Origin of the sequence: Acetobacter fabarum (assembly GCF_040702925.2) — a bacterium.
Classification (GTDB): Bacteria; Pseudomonadota; Alphaproteobacteria; order Acetobacterales; family Acetobacteraceae; genus Acetobacter; species Acetobacter fabarum_B.
Genome location: NZ_JBFCXX020000007.1, coordinates 64,509 through 79,153, shown reverse-complemented (window position 1 = coordinate 79,153; position 14,645 = coordinate 64,509). Strand labels below are relative to the sequence as shown.

The window sequence follows — 14,645 nt, the reverse complement described above, 5'->3', positions numbered from 1 at the left end:
CGCCTCCCTTTGCCCTGCGGATCAGTAAACGCGCTTTTTGGGTGGGAAAACCTCGACATCGTCGGTCAGGGTTTTCATATGCACGGGCCGGTAGGTCAGCTTGACGCCCCCCTTGTCATCCAGCCACGAAACGGAATGTTTGAGCCATTCCTTGTCATCACGCTCGGGGAAGTCATCGCGGGCATGCGCGCCACGGCTTTCGTGCCGGGCCAGACCACTTTCAAGCGTGGCTGTTGCGTTGGCCAGCAGGTTCTCGAACTCCAGCGCTTCCATCAGGTCACTGTTCCAGATCAGTGAGCTGTCGGAAACGGAGATGTCGCCCAGACCACTCCAGATGTCACGGATCTTGTCTACACCTTCCTGCAGGCTTTCCTGCGTACGGAACACGGCGGCATGGGCCTGCATATCCCGCTGGAGGCGGTCACGCATGGCGGAAACCTTGGTCCCACCCTTGGCGTAACGCAGCTTGTCCAGACGATCGAGAGCAAACTCGCCAGCCCCTGCGGGAAGCGGACGCACAAAGTCTGCCGGCTTGACCACTTCCGCCGCACGGCGGGCCGCCGCACGACCAAACACGATCAGGTCAAGCAGGGAGTTGGTGCCAAGGCGGTTTGCACCATGCACGGATACGCACGCGGCTTCGCCCACGGCCATCAGGCCCGGCACCACCGCATCGGGGTTATCCGCTGTGGGACGCACGACTTCGCCGTGAATATTGGTGGGAATACCACCCATATTGTAATGCACGGTCGGCAGAACGGGTACGGGTTCCTTGGTTACGTCCACACCGGCAAAAATACGCGATGTTTCGAGAATACCCGGCAGACGTTCATGCAGCAGGTCGGAGCCCAGATGCTCCAGATGCATCATGATGTGGTCTTTTTTGGGACCACAGCCGCGCCCTTCCTTGATCTCGATCGTCATGGCGCGGGACACCACATCGCGCGAGGCCAGATCCTTGGCAGTAGGAGCATAACGCTCCATAAAGCGCTCACCCTCGGAGTTGGTCAGGTAACCACCTTCACCACGGCACCCTTCGGTCAGCAGGCAGCCTGCGGGGTAGATCCCCGTGGGGTGGAACTGCACAAACTCCATATCCTGTGTGGGCAGGCCCGCACGCATGACCATGCCGTTACCATCACCCGTACAGGTATGAGCCGATGTGCAGGACTGGTAGGCACGGCCATAACCGCCCGTAGCCAGCACCACCATTTTGGCATTGAAGCGATGGATCGTGCCATCGTCCTGACACCAGGCCATAACGCCACGGCAGGCACCTTCATCATCCATAATCAGGTCGATGGCGAAGTATTCTATAAAGAATTCAACGTTATGTTTGAGGCACTGCTGGTACAGCGTGTGCAGAATGGCATGGCCCGTGCGGTCGGCTGCAGCGCATGCACGGGGCACCGGCGCCTTGCCAAAGTCGCTCATATGGCCACCAAAGGGGCGCTGGTAGATCTTGCCTTCTTCCGTGCGGGAGAAGGGAACACCAAAATGTTCCAGTTCCTGCACGGCGGGCACGGCCTCGCGCACCATGAACTCGATGGCGTCCTGATCGCCCAGCCAGTCAGACCCCTTTACGGTGTCATACATATGCCAGCGCCAGTTATCCTCGGCCATGTTGCCTAGGGAGGCACCAATACCACCCTGTGCGGCCACCGTGTGGCTGCGGGTGGGAAAAACCTTGGTAATGCACGCTGTGCTCAGGCCCGCGGCCCCCATACCCAGCGTTGCACGCAGGCCCGAACCACCTGCACCCACGACCACAACATCATATGCGTGATCAACAATCCGGTAAGCTCCCCGAGAAGGAGAGGAATTGGCATTCATCGTGACGGCGCTCCCATATGCGTTCGGCCTGTCAGTCGTTCAGGTTCATGCCACCGCGTATCCGACCTGTTCCGTCGGCGGCACAAGGCTCTTTTATCTGTGGGCAGGTGCCCGGCTTACTTGCCGGAACCGCTCCGCACCACCAGCTTGATCACGGCAAATACGCCAAGCAGGCCCATAAGGGACGTGCCAATCTTGACCAGCAGGCGGGTAGGCAGGTGCGCCTTGCCGTGCACGTAGTCATCCACAATAACCTGCAGGCCAACCTGCGCATGGTAGAAAGTGGTAATGATCAGTGCTGCCAGCATGGTGGCGTTAACGGGCTTGCCGCCCCATTTAACCACTTCGGCGTGGTCTGCCCCGCCAAGGCGGAACATCTGCACAACAAACCATGTGGAAAGCGGCAGCAGGCTGGCGGCGGAAACGCGCTCGGCCCACCAGTGGCTTGTGCCGGAATGCCCCGCACCCAGCCCGCGTGCGCGCCCAAGCTGGGAGCGCATGACTTCAATATGTGGAACAGAAGCGTTCATGTCAGGATACCTTCCCGGCTTTGGCGCGTTTGCTTCTGCGGCACCCCGCCACAGCAAGCAGGGCGACGGCCAGCACGGTGCTTACACCGGCTGTAACACCCACCGCCACTGGGCCATCCTTGTTCAGCTCTTCCTTGTCGTACCGGTATCCCGCATCCCAGATGAGATGCCGGATGCCGCCGACCGTGTGGTAAACGACCGAAGCCAGCCATCCTACCAGCACAAGCTGGCCCAGCGGGTTGCCCGTTACCTTGCGCGCCGTAGCATAGGCTTTTGGCCCCTTGGCCGCAGCGCCAAGCCAGCAAACGCCAAGCGCGGCGCCAGCTGTGGCGATCACTCCCGTGATTCGATTTGAAATGGAAAGAACCATGGAAAGCCGGTAACGGTACACCTGCAAGTGCGGCGACATGGGCCGCTGGATCAGTGTGCCGTCACTTCGGCTCCCTACATAGAGGGCCTTACGGATATCCTGCATTGTCAGCCTCGTACCCCGTGTCTATCCCTGAGCGCTGGTTGCATCCAGCGTTTTGCATCGTTTTTGTCCTACGCCCCGTGGCTCGGCCCGGTCAATTCAACGGATCAACACGAGACCGAGAGGGGCAGGATTCTCACTCAGGCGTGTCTGGGCAGCAGATCAAGTGCGATCATGGTTTCAGCGATCTGAACCGCGTTCAAAGCCGCACCTTTCCGCAGATTATCGGACACACACCAGAACGCCAGACCGTGCGGGACGGTCGGATCGACACGAAGGCGTGACACATAGGTTGCATCTTCACCCACGCACTCAAGCGGGGTCACGTACCCGCCATCTTCGCGCTGGTCGAGCAGGACAACCCCTTCGGACTCCCGCAGGGCCGCACGGGCGCGCTCAAGGTCCACAGGCTCGGCAAACTCGGCAATAACGGCTTCGGAATGACCGACAAACACCGGAACACGCACGCAGGTTGCCAGCACTTCCACGTCCGGATCGAGGATTTTTTTGGTCTCGACTCGCATCTTCCATTCCTCTTTGGTCGCACCGTCATCCATAAAACGGTCGATCTGGGGAATGCAGTTGAAGGCGATCTGCTTCTGGAACTGCTCGATCTTGGGCGGGTCGTTCACAAAGCTGCCACGGGTCTGGGAGAACAGCTCGTCCATGCCATCCTTCCCCGCGCCGGATACAGCCTGATACGTGGAGACCACAACCCGCTTGAGGGTAAACAGGTCATGCAGGGGCTTGAGAGCCACCACCATCTGAATGGTCGAGCAGTTGGGGTTGGCAATAATGTTGCGCTTCATGTCCTTGAGCGCCAGCGGGTTAACCTCGGGCACCACCAGCGGCACATCCGGCTCCATGCGGAAGTGGGATGTGTTGTCGATCACAACGCAGCCAGCCTTGGCGGCAATGGGCGCATACTTGGCGGACACAGCCCCACCGGGGGAGAACAGCCCGACATCCCAACCCTTGAAATCAAAGGTTTCAAGGTTCTGGACTTTCAGAACGCGATCCCCGAACGAGACTTCACGCCCGGCAGAACGCGGGGAGGCCAGTGCGACAATCTCATCCACCGGGAATTCCCGTTCGGCCAGTGTCTTGAGGATTTCCCGCCCCACCGCACCTGTCGCGCCTACAACAGCAACCCGATAACCCATAATCCACCTTTGATTCAGAGCACGTTAGAAACCAGAAAAACGCACCCCCGTACGGGAGCCGTTCAATCGCGCGAACCCTAGACCATTCCGGCAGCAAATGGAATTGCTCACCCCATAGCTTTCCCGTCCTTCTGTTCTGGCCGGGCCAGGGACTGAGCGGAATAGGCCCGCGCGGATCAAAAGCCGCTCGGGACATTACAAGAGACGGCATCTGAGACTTATTTAAAAAATGCAATAATGAAAAAAATATTTTTATTTCCCGTAGAAAAGGTTTCTTTGACGCATATCAATGCAACCTTTTTCAGATATGTTTGTCATATCAGTCAGAAGAAGTTGTGGAGGATGACCGTTTTTCTACCCTGCCATCCCGGTCCCTCCTCACCCCATACAGAATGCATTGGGAAAAGAACGTGACCGTTAAAATTGCCATCCTGAAGGAAACGCAGCCCGACGAACGCCGGGTTGCCATGATTCCCGCGGTAGCACAGCGCATAGCCAAGCTTGGGGCAAATCTTGTTCTGGAGCAGGGAGCGGGCAGTGCTGCAACCTACACGGACGATGCCTACACAAAGGCGGAAGTAACGCAGGAGCCCGATATCGGGAAACTGGTCGCCGATGCGGATATTGTGCTCTCCGTCCAGCCTCCATCGGTCGAGACCGTCAAACAGATGAAGCCCGGCGCCCTGCTGGTTTCCTTCATTTACGCCCAGACACAACCTGATCTGGTCAAGGCGCTGCGCGATGGCAAGATCACCACGTTTGCCATGGAGCTTATTCCGCGTATCAGCCGGGCACAGGCCATGGACGCCCTATCCAGTCAGGCAGCCCTTGCAGGGTACTATGCGCCTTTGCTGGGCAGTGTGCACATGCAGAAAATCCTGCCCATGATGACCACCGCCGTTGGCTCGCTGCGTGCGGCCCGCGTGCTGGTCATGGGGCTGGGGGTTGCGGGCCTGCAGGCGCTCGCCACGGCACGCCGCCTCGGCGCTGTGTGCGAAGGCTACGACGTACGCCCCGAAACCAAGGAGGAAGCGGAATCCGTTGGCGCCAAGTTTGTGGATACGGGCATTGATGCACGCGGCGCAGGCGGTTACGCCCGTGAACTGACAGCGGATGAAAAAGCCAAGGTCCGGGCCACCCTTTCGCAGCATATCGCACAGGCCGACCTGATCATTACCACAGCCGCGGTCCCCGGCCGCAAAGCCCCCCGCCTGATTGACGCCGAACAGCTTGCAGCCATGAAGGAAGGCTCCGTTGTGGTGGACATGGGCGCGCCCAACGGCGGCAACTGCGAAGGCACCAAAGCGGGCGAGACCATCAAGGTTGGTCCCGTGGTCATGGTTGGTCCGACCAACCTGCCCTCCAGTCTGGCGGCACAGGCAAGCGAGCTCTACGCCAAGAACATTTACAACCTGCTTGAGCAGGTTCTGCATGATGGTGTGCTCAAGCCCGATTTTACAGACGAAGTCATAACCGGCACCACCCTGACCCATGATGGCAAGATTACCAATGCCGCCATCCAGGCGGTCATCGAAGGCACACCAGCGGAGAAAGCATGATGGATTCCGTAACATCCATGACCTTCATTATCGCCCTCTACATCTTCATGCTGGCCGCGTTTACCGGCTACGTGGTGATTAGCCGGGTGCCCTCCATCCTCCATACGCCCCTTATGTCCGGCTCCAACTTCATTCACGGTATTGTGGTGGTTGGCGCGCTGGACGTTCTGTTCAACGCCACCACGCTGACCGGGCAGGTTATCGGGTTTGTTGGCGTTTTTCTGGGAGCCGGGAACGTTATGGGCGGCTACGTCGTAACCGACCGCATGCTGGCCATGTTCCGCCCGAGCCAGAAGCCGACAACAGAGAAAAAAGGCCAGCAGTAACATGTTCATCGAATACATTGTTGGCCTGAGCGGACTGATTGCCTCAGGTCTGTTCATTTACGGGCTGAAGGCCATGTCCTCCCCCGTAACCGCCGTATCGGGCATTGTCACCGCAGGCTACGGCATGGTGTTTGTGGTTGGGGCCACGTTCCTCAACCTGTTCAATGTCAGCCCCGATGCACGCCCGCATCTGCTGGTCAATGTCGCACTGGCCGTTGTGGCCCTGCTGCTGGGCTGCCTGTGGGCTGGCTGGCGCGGCCGCACGGTGCAGATGACCGCCATGCCGGAGATGGTCGCCATCTTTAACGGCATGGGCGGTGGCTCCGCGGCATCCCTTGCTGCGGTCAGCCTCCTGTCCGACCATGCCACATCCGGCCTGCATCTGAGCGTTACCATCGTGGGTGCGCTTATTGGCTGTATCTCCTTTACCGGTTCGATCATCGCATGGGCCAAGCTTGACGGACGGATGAGAAAACCCGTGCGCTTTGGCGGGCAGCGGTTTTTCAACGCGGCCCTGTTCCTGATCTCGCTCGCCCTCGGCGCGCTGGCAGTCATGCAATACGGCACGCCCGAAGGTGTTCTGCCCGGTATTCTGTTCTTTGGTGCGGCCCTTCTGTTCGGGATCTGCATGACCCTGCCTATTGGTGGGGCAGACATGCCGGTGGTGATCTCGCTCTACAACGCCTTTACCGGCCTGGCCGTGGGCCTTGAAGGCTACGTGATGGGCAACCCTGCCCTGATGATTGCAGGCATGGTTGTCGGCTCGGCTGGTACGCTGCTGACCGCCCTGATGGCAAAAGCCATGAACCGCTCGCTCTCCAACGTGCTGTTCAGCAACTTCGGGGATACGACAAGCTCCGCCAAAGGCCCCGAAGGGGAAATGAAGTCTGCCGACCCGTCGGATGCGGCCACCTCCATGCGGTATGCGTCCAGCGTGATCATCGTGCCCGGCTATGGTCTGGCCGTGGCGCAGGCGCAGCAGAAGCTGTACGAGTTTGTTAAAATGCTTGTGGCTGATGGTGTGGATGTCAAATTTGCCATTCACCCCGTGGCAGGCCGCATGCCGGGGCACATGAACGTGCTGCTGGCCGAAGCTGGCGTTCCATACGACATGATTTACGATATGGATGATATCAACGACAGCTTTGCCACCACCGATGTTGCCCTGATTATTGGTGCGAATGACGTGGTCAACCCCGAAGCCCTGACCGACAAATCCTCCCCCATTTATGGCATGCCGATCCTGAACGCTTACAAAGCGCGTCAGGTCTTTGTCATCAAACGTGGGTCCGGCACAGGGTATTCCGGGGTGCAGAACCCGCTCTTCTTCCAGAAGAACTGCACCATGGTTTTTGGGGATGCACAGGCTGTGCTCTCCAAAATGGTCGAAGCCGTCAAGGCGCTCGGCACCGCCTAACGGCCAACGGGAGGGCACCAGACGGTCCCTCCCGTTTTTTTTGTTTGCAACAAAAGGCGTAGATTATGTCAGGCAAGATGAAAGCCGCTGTGGTCCATGAATTTGGCAAGCCGCTCACGCTTGAGGAACTGGACATTCCCTCCATCAACTCCAACCAGATCCTGGTCAAGATGATCGCATGCGGCGTCTGCCACACGGACCTGCACGCAGCCAATGGGGACTGGCCCAAAAAGCCGACCCTGCCCTTTATTCCCGGACATGAGGGCGTAGGCACGGTTGTGGAAATTGGCAGCAATGTTGACTGGATTAAAAAGGGGGACATCGTTGGTGTGCCCTTCCTGTATTCCGCCTGTGGTCATTGCGAGCACTGTTATGCGGGCTGGGAAACCCTTTGCCAGAAACAGGAAGATACCGGTTATTCCGTTAATGGCTGCTTTGCGGAATATGTGGTGGCGGACCCGGGTTATGTCGCCCATATTCCTGCGGGGGTGGACCCCATTAAAGTCGCACCGGTTCTGTGCGCGGGTCTGACCGTTTACAAGGGTCTGAAAATGACCGACACGCACGCAGGGGACTGGGTTGCGGTGTCTGGTGCGGGCGGGCTGGGGCAAATGGCCATCCAGTACGGTGTGGCCATGGGCCTGAACATGATCGCGGTTGATATTGACGACGCCAAACTTGAAACCGCACGGAAACTTGGCGCCGCACACACCGTTAACGCCAGGACAACCGACCCGGCGGCCTTTATCCAGAAGGAAGTCGGCGGCGCTCATGGGGGGTTGATCACGGCTGTTTCCACCAAGGCGTTCTCTCAGGCCATGGGGTATGTGCGTGCTGGCGGCACACTGGTCCTGAACGGTCTGCCGCCGGGGGACTTCCCCATTTCCATTTTTGATATGGTCATGAACGCCATTACCATCCGCGGTTCCATTGTCGGTACCCGGCTGGACATGATCGAAGCTCTCTCCTTCTTTGCTGAAGGGAAAGTGACCTCGGTTACCAAAACTGATCGGCTTGAAAACATCAATCAGATATTTGATGATCTCGAGCATGGTCGTGTTGAAGGGCGTGTTGTTCTGGATTTCAGAAACTAACCACCTTCAATATTGACGAACCAGAAGGATTTTTTCCATGGCTTACGCAACGACAAACCCTTTTACTGAAGAACAGGTCAAGGTTTTTCCGAACCCGACCGATGCTCAGGTCGATGCCGCACTGGACAAGGGACATGCGGCCTTCAAAAAATGGAAAAACACAACTTTTGCTGAACGTGCACGCATTTTGCAAAAAGCGGCCGATCTGCTGCGCGCCAATGTAGACGAATACTCCAAGCTGCTGACGCTGGAAATGGGCAAGCTCTATGCCGAAGCAAAGGCAGAAACCGAGCTGTCCGCTGCAATTTTCGAATATTATGCTGTCAATGCCGAGCGCCTTCTGGCACCTGAAGTGCTCCCCCTTGCCTCCGTCAAGGAAGGTCGCGCCAAGATCGTGTTCGAAGCACAGGGCATTCTGCTGGCTATCGAACCGTGGAACTTCCCCTACTATCAGGTAGCCCGCATTATTGCGCCGCAGCTTTCTGCTGGTAACGTGGTTATTCTCAAGCACGCATCCAACGTGCCGCAGTGTGCCGCCGCCATGGAAAAACTGATGCACGATGCCGGTCTGCTTGAAGGCGGGTTCCAGAACCTCTACCCAACGCGTGACCAGCTTGCCAAGATTATTGCCGATATCCGCGTACGTGGTGTGGCCCTGACCGGCTCCGAAGGCGCTGGTGCCAAAGTTGCTTCCGAAGCGGGGCTCGCACTTAAAAAATGCACCATGGAACTCGGCGGGTCCGATGCCCTGATCGTGCTGAACGATGCGGATATTGAAAAAGCTGCCAAGTGGGCCGTTTATGGCCGCCACTGGAACGGTGGTCAGGTCTGCGTTAACGCCAAGCGCATGATTGTGGAAGACGGCGTTTACGACAAATTTGTTGAACTGTACCGCAAAGGCATTTCCCAACTGCGTATGGGCGACCCGATGGACCCCGCCACCACGCTGCCGCCCCTCTCCTCTCGCGGGGCTGTCGATGGGCTGAAGCAGCAGGTTGCCGATGCCGTGGCACAGGGCGCCAAAGCGGAAGAAATTCCGCTGGAAATGCCCAACAAAGGCTGCTTCTTCCGTCCGGTTATCCTGAGCCATCTGGAAGAAGGCAACCCGGCCCGCCACACGGAATTCTTTGGCCCGGTGACCATGCTGTTCCGTGCAAAAGATGCTGACCACGCCATTGAAATTGCCAATGACTCCCCCTACGGGCTTGGTGGCTCCATCTTCACCAAAAACGAAGAACGTGGTGCGGAACTGGCCCGCCGGATTGATACCGGCATGGTCTATATCAACCACCCGACCATGGTTAAGGCCGACCTGCCGTTTGGTGGCGTCAAGCGCTCGGGCTTTGGCCGCGAACTGCTGGGCCTTGGGCTGAAAGAGTTCGTCAATGCCAAGCTGATTGATATTGTGGACATTGACGCACCGTTCTGATGCTTTCTGAACAGCGTTAGCCAGAAAGGGCGGAAGGAGTGATCCTTCCGCCTTTTTTTATCTGGCCATCAGACCAAGTGTTTGCAAATATCCCATACCCATCATGCTTTTTTTCGTCAGTAGTATTTTCCGCGCAGAGCGAGCATAAAAAAAGACCGTGTATCTGGCACACGGTCTTTTCACAATACTGGTCAGGGTTACCCCTCTTCAGGCAGAATTATGCAGGCACAACCAGTGCAAACGCCCAGTCCAGCCAGGGCAGCAAGGCCGCAATATCAGCTGTTTCCACCGTAGCACCGCCCCATATGCGCAGGCCCACGGGAGCGTCACGGTAGCTGGCAAGGTCAAAGCCAATGCCTTCCTTATCCAGCACAGCCAGCATTGTTTGGACGGTTGCCATCTGCCGGTCCCGCTCCAGAGCCAGAAACCATGGTGCGATAATCCGCAGGCAAATGGCGGTAGAGGAACGCTCCTCCTCCTTTTCCGCCAGAAAGGAGACCCAGTCCGTGGTTTTAACCCATGCGGCAACAGCCGCCAGATTGGCCTGAGACCGGGCCTTGAGCCCTTCCAGCCCTCCGACTGATTCCGCCCATTGCAGGCTGTCCAGCGCATCTTCCACACACAGCATGGAAGGGGTGTTGATGGTATCGCCTTTAAAAATGCCTTCGATCAGCGCATCCTTGGCGGTCATACGGAAAATCTTGGGGAGCGGGCGGGGTGCCTTAAAGGTCTGAAGCCGTTCCACAGCTCGCGGCGAAAGCGCGATCATGCCATGTGCGGCCTCGCCCCCAAGAGCTTTCTGCCAGGACCATGTTACCACATCCAGCCGGTCCCATGGCAGATCCATGGCAAAGGCGGCGGAGGTGGCATCGCAGATCACCAGCCCTTCATGCCCGGCGGGAATGGCATTAGCAGATGGCAGGCGCACGCCCGAGGTGGTGCCATTCCATGCCAGAACCACGTCATGCGCCCAGTTGACTTCGTTCAGGTCTGGCAACTGGCCGTAATCGGCCTTGAGCACGCGGGTCTTGTCCAGCTTGAGCTGGGTTACGATATCCTGCGCCCACAGGGCGGAAAAACTCTCAAACGCCAGCACGTCCACCGGGCGTTCGCCCAGCAGGGACCACAGGGCCATTTCCACCGCACCCGTGTCGGACGCAGGCACAATGCCTACCCGCCAGCCTTCGGGCACACCCAGAATTTTACGGGAGCGTACAATAACCTCGTTCAGCCGCGCACGCCCTTCTGGCGAGCGATGAGAGCGGCCAACCAGCGCCTTATCCAGCGCGGTAAGGCTCCACCCCGGGCGCTTGGCGCACGGTCCGGATGAAAAACAGGGATTGAGCGGGCGAATGGCCGGACGGGACGAAGCGGAAGGGGAAAGGGCGTTCATAACCTTGGCCGAGAAGAGGGAGGGACAAGTCTGGTGCGAGAGAGGGGACTCGAACCCCTAAGCCCGTAAGGGCGGTCGATTTTGAGTCGACTACGTCTACCAGTTCCGTCACTCTCGCGAACTGCTTTTTCCCCTACCAGCAATTTGCCGCCCGGAAAAGGGTTTGTTGGCGGCATTTGTCGCACAAAGCACTTCAGGCCCGCCTAACGGCAGACCCTCTGCGTACCGTCTGCGGCAATGTAGGTGCCGGTCTGGGTATTGTAACATGTATTGCGCACGCAACTCCCCCCTACAGCCAGTGGCTGGGGGTAGTTTTGCACTGCCATGGCCACGGCCTCCCGTGCAGCAACCCCGCACAGGGGTGTATTGGCAGGAGCGGAGGGGTCATTCACCAACTGGCTTTCATTCGCAGGGGGCGAGGTTGGCGCACTCAGCCCCGGTGCAAAGCTCTGCGGGGGAATACGGGTGGGCTGGCTGGCGCACCCGGCCAGCAGCCCAAGCACAAGGACAGACCCCAAAGCCGGAATACGAACAGGTATGAACATGCGCTCTTCAGTCTTTCAGCACGCGGTGGCTTGTTGCCCACACAGTTGCAGGGAAGGCCAGCATAACCCGGTTACACGCCTGAGCCCAACATCAGGCTTACAGGTCCAGCAGGCCCTGCGTCGGTTGGCCACCAATAATGGCCCGGCAGGAGCCATCGCCAAAAGTCAGGTCAACCTGCTGTCCGCTTCTCAGCCCTGCGGCTTTTGTCACGGGGTGGCCATCTGCTGTGACCAGCGCATAACCGCGGGCCAGCACGGCCTGAGGGGATACGGCCTCCAGTTGCCCGGCGGCTCCAGCCAGCGCGATCCGCCGCTCACGCAAAAGCGCCATCAGGGGAGCGGAGGACACGCGGCAGCCGCCCAGCCGCACTTCCTGCCGTTGCAGGGTATGCTGCATGCCCCCCACAAACGCGCCACCCAATACGGCAAGCCGTGTTCTGCGGCCGGACAGAAGTGTTTCCACCGCAGGCATGTGCCGCTCCACCGCCACAAGGTCCGCCTTGCGGCGGCGGACAAGGGCAGGCAGGGCCACGTCCAGCCTGCGGGCACGGTCATCCAGTTGCATGCGCGCGGTCTGCACCAGGCCGGGCAGGTCCGGTAGCGCAGCGGCCGCCCTGTCCATCCGCAGGCGGGCGGTCTGCATCTGCCGGGCCAGTGCGCCTGTGGCACGGGCGGCGCGATGTTCAATTTCGGCCAGCAGTTCGCTCCGCACAGGCACGGCCATTTCTGCCGCCGCTGTGGGGGTGGGCGCTCTGCGGTCGGATGCAAAGTCGATCAGGGTTGTATCCGTCTCATGCCCTACGGCCGAGATCAGGGGGATGGAACAGGCTGCGGCCGCCCGCACCACGCCTTCATCATTAAAGGCCATCAGGTCTTCGAGCGAGCCGCCACCACGCGCGACAATCAGCACATCGGGCCGAGGCACGGCCCCTGTGCCATCCAGCGCGGAAAAACCGTTAATGGCAGCCACAATCTGGGCTGCGGCCCCCTCACCCTGCACGGGCACGGGCCACACCACCACAGGCCGGGGGAAGCGCCGCCTGAGCGTTGTGCAGATGTCGTGCAGCACGGCCCCCTGCGGGGATGTAACAAGCCCGATCACGCGCGGCAGAAGGGGAATGGGGCGTTTGCGGGCGGGGTCAAACAGTCCCTCCTCCCCCAGCCTTATCCGCAGGCGTTCAATACGGGCGAGCAATGCGCCCTCACCCGCATATTCCATGCGTTCCACAACAAGCTGGTAGCTTGAGCGCTCGCCATAGGCGGAGACCTTGCCGGTGGCAATAATTTCCAGCCCGTTTTCAGGCACCAGCCCAAGGCGGCTTACACTGCCACGCCAGACCACGCCGGAAATCTTGCCCTGCTCATCCTTGAGCGAAAAATAGATGTGCCCGGAGGGGTAGCGTTTGAATTCCGTAATTTCACCACGCACGCGCACGCGGCTGAACGACCCCTCCAGCGTACGCCGGATTGCGCCGGAAATTTCCGAAACCGTATATTCAGGGACATTGCCGCCAGATGGGGAGGCGGCTCCAAACTCTTCGTGCATCCGCATAACCTATGCTACAGACGCTCGCCCTGAAAGAGCAGACATGAACAGCAGGAGAAAAGAATTGCGCGTACTTCTGGTAGGCTCAGGCGGCCGCGAACATGCCATGGCCGAAACACTGGCCAAATCCCCAGCACTTTCCGCGCTGTTCATTGCCCCCGGCAACCCCGGCACAGCCTGTTGCGGAACCAACGTGCCCATTGGCGCGCATGATGTGGCAGCCCTTGTAACCTTTGCCCGCGAGCAGAAGATTGATCTGGTGGTGCCCGGCCCCGAAGCGCCACTGGTCGCAGGGCTGGCCGATGCCTGCGCACAGGCGGGCCTGCCCTGTGCCGGCCCCACGCAGGCCGCCGCCCAGCTTGAAGGCAGCAAGAGCTTTACCAAGGAAGTCTGCGATGCGGCGGGGATTCCCACCGCGGCATGGGAACGCTTTACGGATGCGCCCTCCGCCATTGCCTATGTGCGCCGCAAAGGCGCGCCCATAGTGGTCAAGGCCGACGGGCTGGCTGCGGGCAAGGGCGTTGTTGTTGCGACAACCGTAGCCGAAGCCGAGGCCGCCATTACGGATATGATGACAGGTCGCGCACTGGGCGATGCCGGGCGCAGCGTAGTGATCGAAGATTGCCTTGTGGGGGAAGAGGTTTCGCTCTTTGCCTTCTGTGCGGGGGAAACCGCCTGCCTGATTGGTGCGGCACAGGACCACAAACGCATCGGAGATGGGGATACAGGCCCCAATACCGGGGGTATGGGCGCTGTATCCCCCCCAAAAGGCTTTGCCCGGGCAGAGCAGGAAGCCGCACTGGACCTGCTTGTACGCCCCATGCTGCGCGAAATGGTGCGCCGGGGCACGCCATTCCGGGGCGTTATTTTTGCCGGACTGATGCTGACCGAAAACGGACCATCGCTGATCGAATACAATGTGCGCTTTGGGGACCCCGAGGCCGAAGCCCTGCTCCCGCGCCTGACATCGGACCTGCTGCCCGCCTTGCAGGCACTGGCTGAGGACCGGCTGGACGTGGCCCCCATTACGTTTTCCAATCAGGCATCGGTCTGCGTGATCATGGCGGCACGGGGTTACCCCGGCAGCCCGGAAAAAGGGGCCGTGATCCATGGGGTGGACACAGCCAATGCTCTGGAAGGGGTGCGGGTTTTTCAGGCAGGCACCACACAGAACATGGCAGGAGAACTGGTGGTTTCAGGCGGGCGTGTGCTGGCTGTCTGCGCTCTGGCGGACACGGTGCAAGACGCCCAGAAGCGCGCTTATGCCGGTGTTAAGGCCATTACGTGGGATGGTGCGGTATGGCGGACGGATATTGGCAACCGCGCCCTGTAAGCAAC

At 59.4% G+C, this 14,645-nt stretch carries 13 protein-coding genes and 1 tRNA gene; 6 read left to right on the top strand and 8 right to left on the bottom strand.

Annotated elements, in window-relative coordinates:
- Positions 1 to 21: 21 nt before the first annotated feature.
- The 4 genes from sdhA to AB2L51_RS07515 form a co-directional block, all read right to left on the bottom strand.
- The gene (gene sdhA, locus AB2L51_RS07530; protein WP_166115363.1) at positions 22 to 1,833 is read right to left on the bottom strand and encodes a succinate dehydrogenase flavoprotein subunit; all 1,812 of its coding nucleotides are present in this window, start codon (positions 1,831 to 1,833) and stop codon (positions 22 to 24) included.
- A gap of 116 nt (positions 1,834 to 1,949) precedes the next feature.
- Positions 1,950 to 2,363, bottom strand: a complete 414-nt coding sequence (sdhD, locus tag AB2L51_RS07525) for a succinate dehydrogenase, hydrophobic membrane anchor protein (RefSeq protein WP_166115360.1) — start codon at positions 2,361 to 2,363, stop codon at positions 1,950 to 1,952.
- Position 2,364: 1 nt separating this feature from the next.
- Positions 2,365 to 2,838: a succinate dehydrogenase, cytochrome b556 subunit gene (gene sdhC / locus AB2L51_RS07520; RefSeq protein WP_166115358.1), complete on the bottom strand. Its 474-nt coding sequence runs from the start codon at positions 2,836 to 2,838 to the stop codon at positions 2,365 to 2,367.
- Positions 2,839 to 2,975: 137 nt separating this feature from the next.
- Complete coding sequence (locus tag AB2L51_RS07515; protein WP_166115355.1) at positions 2,976 to 3,998, bottom strand: aspartate-semialdehyde dehydrogenase; 1,023 nt, start codon at positions 3,996 to 3,998, stop codon at positions 2,976 to 2,978.
- Positions 3,999 to 4,408: 410 nt separating this feature from the next.
- Here AB2L51_RS07515 and AB2L51_RS07510 point away from each other — a divergent pair, with 410 nt between their 5' ends.
- The 5 genes from AB2L51_RS07510 to AB2L51_RS07490 all read left to right on the top strand — a co-directional run bounded on the left by AB2L51_RS07510 (position 4,409) and on the right by AB2L51_RS07490 (position 9,823).
- Positions 4,409 to 5,557: an NAD(P) transhydrogenase subunit alpha gene (locus AB2L51_RS07510; RefSeq protein ID WP_395582021.1), complete on the top strand. Its 1,149-nt coding sequence runs from the start codon at positions 4,409 to 4,411 to the stop codon at positions 5,555 to 5,557.
- A complete protein-coding gene (locus AB2L51_RS07505) occupies positions 5,557 to 5,883 on the top strand; it encodes an NAD(P) transhydrogenase subunit alpha part 2 (RefSeq protein WP_166115435.1) in 327 nt (108 codons plus the stop codon). The genes AB2L51_RS07510 and AB2L51_RS07505 overlap by 1 nt, the downstream gene beginning before the upstream one ends.
- A gap of 1 nt (position 5,884) precedes the next feature.
- Positions 5,885 to 7,300 carry an NAD(P)(+) transhydrogenase (Re/Si-specific) subunit beta gene (locus AB2L51_RS07500; protein WP_395582022.1) on the top strand — a complete coding sequence of 472 codons (1,416 nt, stop codon included), beginning with the start codon at positions 5,885 to 5,887 and terminating at the stop codon, positions 7,298 to 7,300.
- A gap of 65 nt (positions 7,301 to 7,365) precedes the next feature.
- Entirely contained in the window at positions 7,366 to 8,394 is a 1,029-nt protein-coding gene (adhP, locus tag AB2L51_RS07495; protein WP_395582023.1) for an alcohol dehydrogenase AdhP, read from the top strand.
- Between the two features lie 37 nt (positions 8,395 to 8,431).
- On the top strand, positions 8,432 to 9,823 hold the full coding sequence (locus AB2L51_RS07490; protein ID WP_395582024.1) for an NAD-dependent succinate-semialdehyde dehydrogenase: 1,392 nt from the start codon (positions 8,432 to 8,434) through the stop codon (positions 9,821 to 9,823).
- A gap of 217 nt (positions 9,824 to 10,040) precedes the next feature.
- Here AB2L51_RS07490 and AB2L51_RS07485 read toward each other — a convergent pair whose 3' ends face one another.
- From AB2L51_RS07485 to xseA, 4 genes are all read right to left on the bottom strand, one after another.
- Positions 10,041 to 11,216: a phosphoserine transaminase gene (locus AB2L51_RS07485; protein WP_395582025.1), complete on the bottom strand. Its 1,176-nt coding sequence runs from the start codon at positions 11,214 to 11,216 to the stop codon at positions 10,041 to 10,043.
- Positions 11,217 to 11,247: 31 nt separating this feature from the next.
- Positions 11,248 to 11,334, bottom strand: a tRNA-Leu gene (locus AB2L51_RS07480).
- A gap of 85 nt (positions 11,335 to 11,419) precedes the next feature.
- Positions 11,420 to 11,761 carry a hypothetical protein gene (locus tag AB2L51_RS07475; RefSeq protein WP_395582026.1) on the bottom strand — a complete coding sequence of 114 codons (342 nt, stop codon included), beginning with the start codon at positions 11,759 to 11,761 and terminating at the stop codon, positions 11,420 to 11,422.
- 97 nt (positions 11,762 to 11,858) lie between these two features.
- Complete coding sequence (gene xseA, locus AB2L51_RS07470; RefSeq protein WP_395582027.1) at positions 11,859 to 13,307, bottom strand: exodeoxyribonuclease VII large subunit; 1,449 nt, start codon at positions 13,305 to 13,307, stop codon at positions 11,859 to 11,861.
- 43 nt (positions 13,308 to 13,350) lie between these two features.
- Between xseA and purD the strand changes: the two genes are divergently transcribed.
- Positions 13,351 to 14,640: a phosphoribosylamine--glycine ligase gene (purD, locus tag AB2L51_RS07465; RefSeq protein WP_395582028.1), complete on the top strand. Its 1,290-nt coding sequence runs from the start codon at positions 13,351 to 13,353 to the stop codon at positions 14,638 to 14,640.
- The last annotated feature ends 5 nt before the right edge of the window (positions 14,641 to 14,645 follow it).

What these genes read in the sequence shown, in the direction of transcription:
- adhP (WP_395582023.1), top strand. Translation starts at nt 7,366, where the DNA reads ATGTCAGGCAAGATGAAAGCCGCTGTGGTCCATGAATTTGGCAAGCCG.
- xseA (WP_395582027.1), bottom strand. Translation starts at nt 13,307, where the DNA reads ATGCACGAAGAGTTTGGAGCCGCCTCCCCATCTGGCGGCAATGTCCCT.
- AB2L51_RS07485 (WP_395582025.1), bottom strand. Translation starts at nt 11,216, where the DNA reads ATGAACGCCCTTTCCCCTTCCGCTTCGTCCCGTCCGGCCATTCGCCCG.
- purD (WP_395582028.1), top strand. Translation starts at nt 13,351, where the DNA reads ATGAACAGCAGGAGAAAAGAATTGCGCGTACTTCTGGTAGGCTCAGGC.
- sdhC (WP_166115358.1), bottom strand. Translation starts at nt 2,838, where the DNA reads ATGCAGGATATCCGTAAGGCCCTCTATGTAGGGAGCCGAAGTGACGGC.
- AB2L51_RS07490 (WP_395582024.1), top strand. Translation starts at nt 8,432, where the DNA reads ATGGCTTACGCAACGACAAACCCTTTTACTGAAGAACAGGTCAAGGTT.
- AB2L51_RS07515 (WP_166115355.1), bottom strand. Translation starts at nt 3,998, where the DNA reads ATGGGTTATCGGGTTGCTGTTGTAGGCGCGACAGGTGCGGTGGGGCGG.
- sdhA (WP_166115363.1), bottom strand. Translation starts at nt 1,833, where the DNA reads ATGAATGCCAATTCCTCTCCTTCTCGGGGAGCTTACCGGATTGTTGAT.
- AB2L51_RS07500 (WP_395582022.1), top strand. Translation starts at nt 5,885, where the DNA reads ATGTTCATCGAATACATTGTTGGCCTGAGCGGACTGATTGCCTCAGGT.
- sdhD (WP_166115360.1), bottom strand. Translation starts at nt 2,363, where the DNA reads ATGAACGCTTCTGTTCCACATATTGAAGTCATGCGCTCCCAGCTTGGG.
- AB2L51_RS07475 (WP_395582026.1), bottom strand. Translation starts at nt 11,761, where the DNA reads ATGTTCATACCTGTTCGTATTCCGGCTTTGGGGTCTGTCCTTGTGCTT.
- AB2L51_RS07505 (WP_166115435.1), top strand. Translation starts at nt 5,557, where the DNA reads ATGGATTCCGTAACATCCATGACCTTCATTATCGCCCTCTACATCTTC.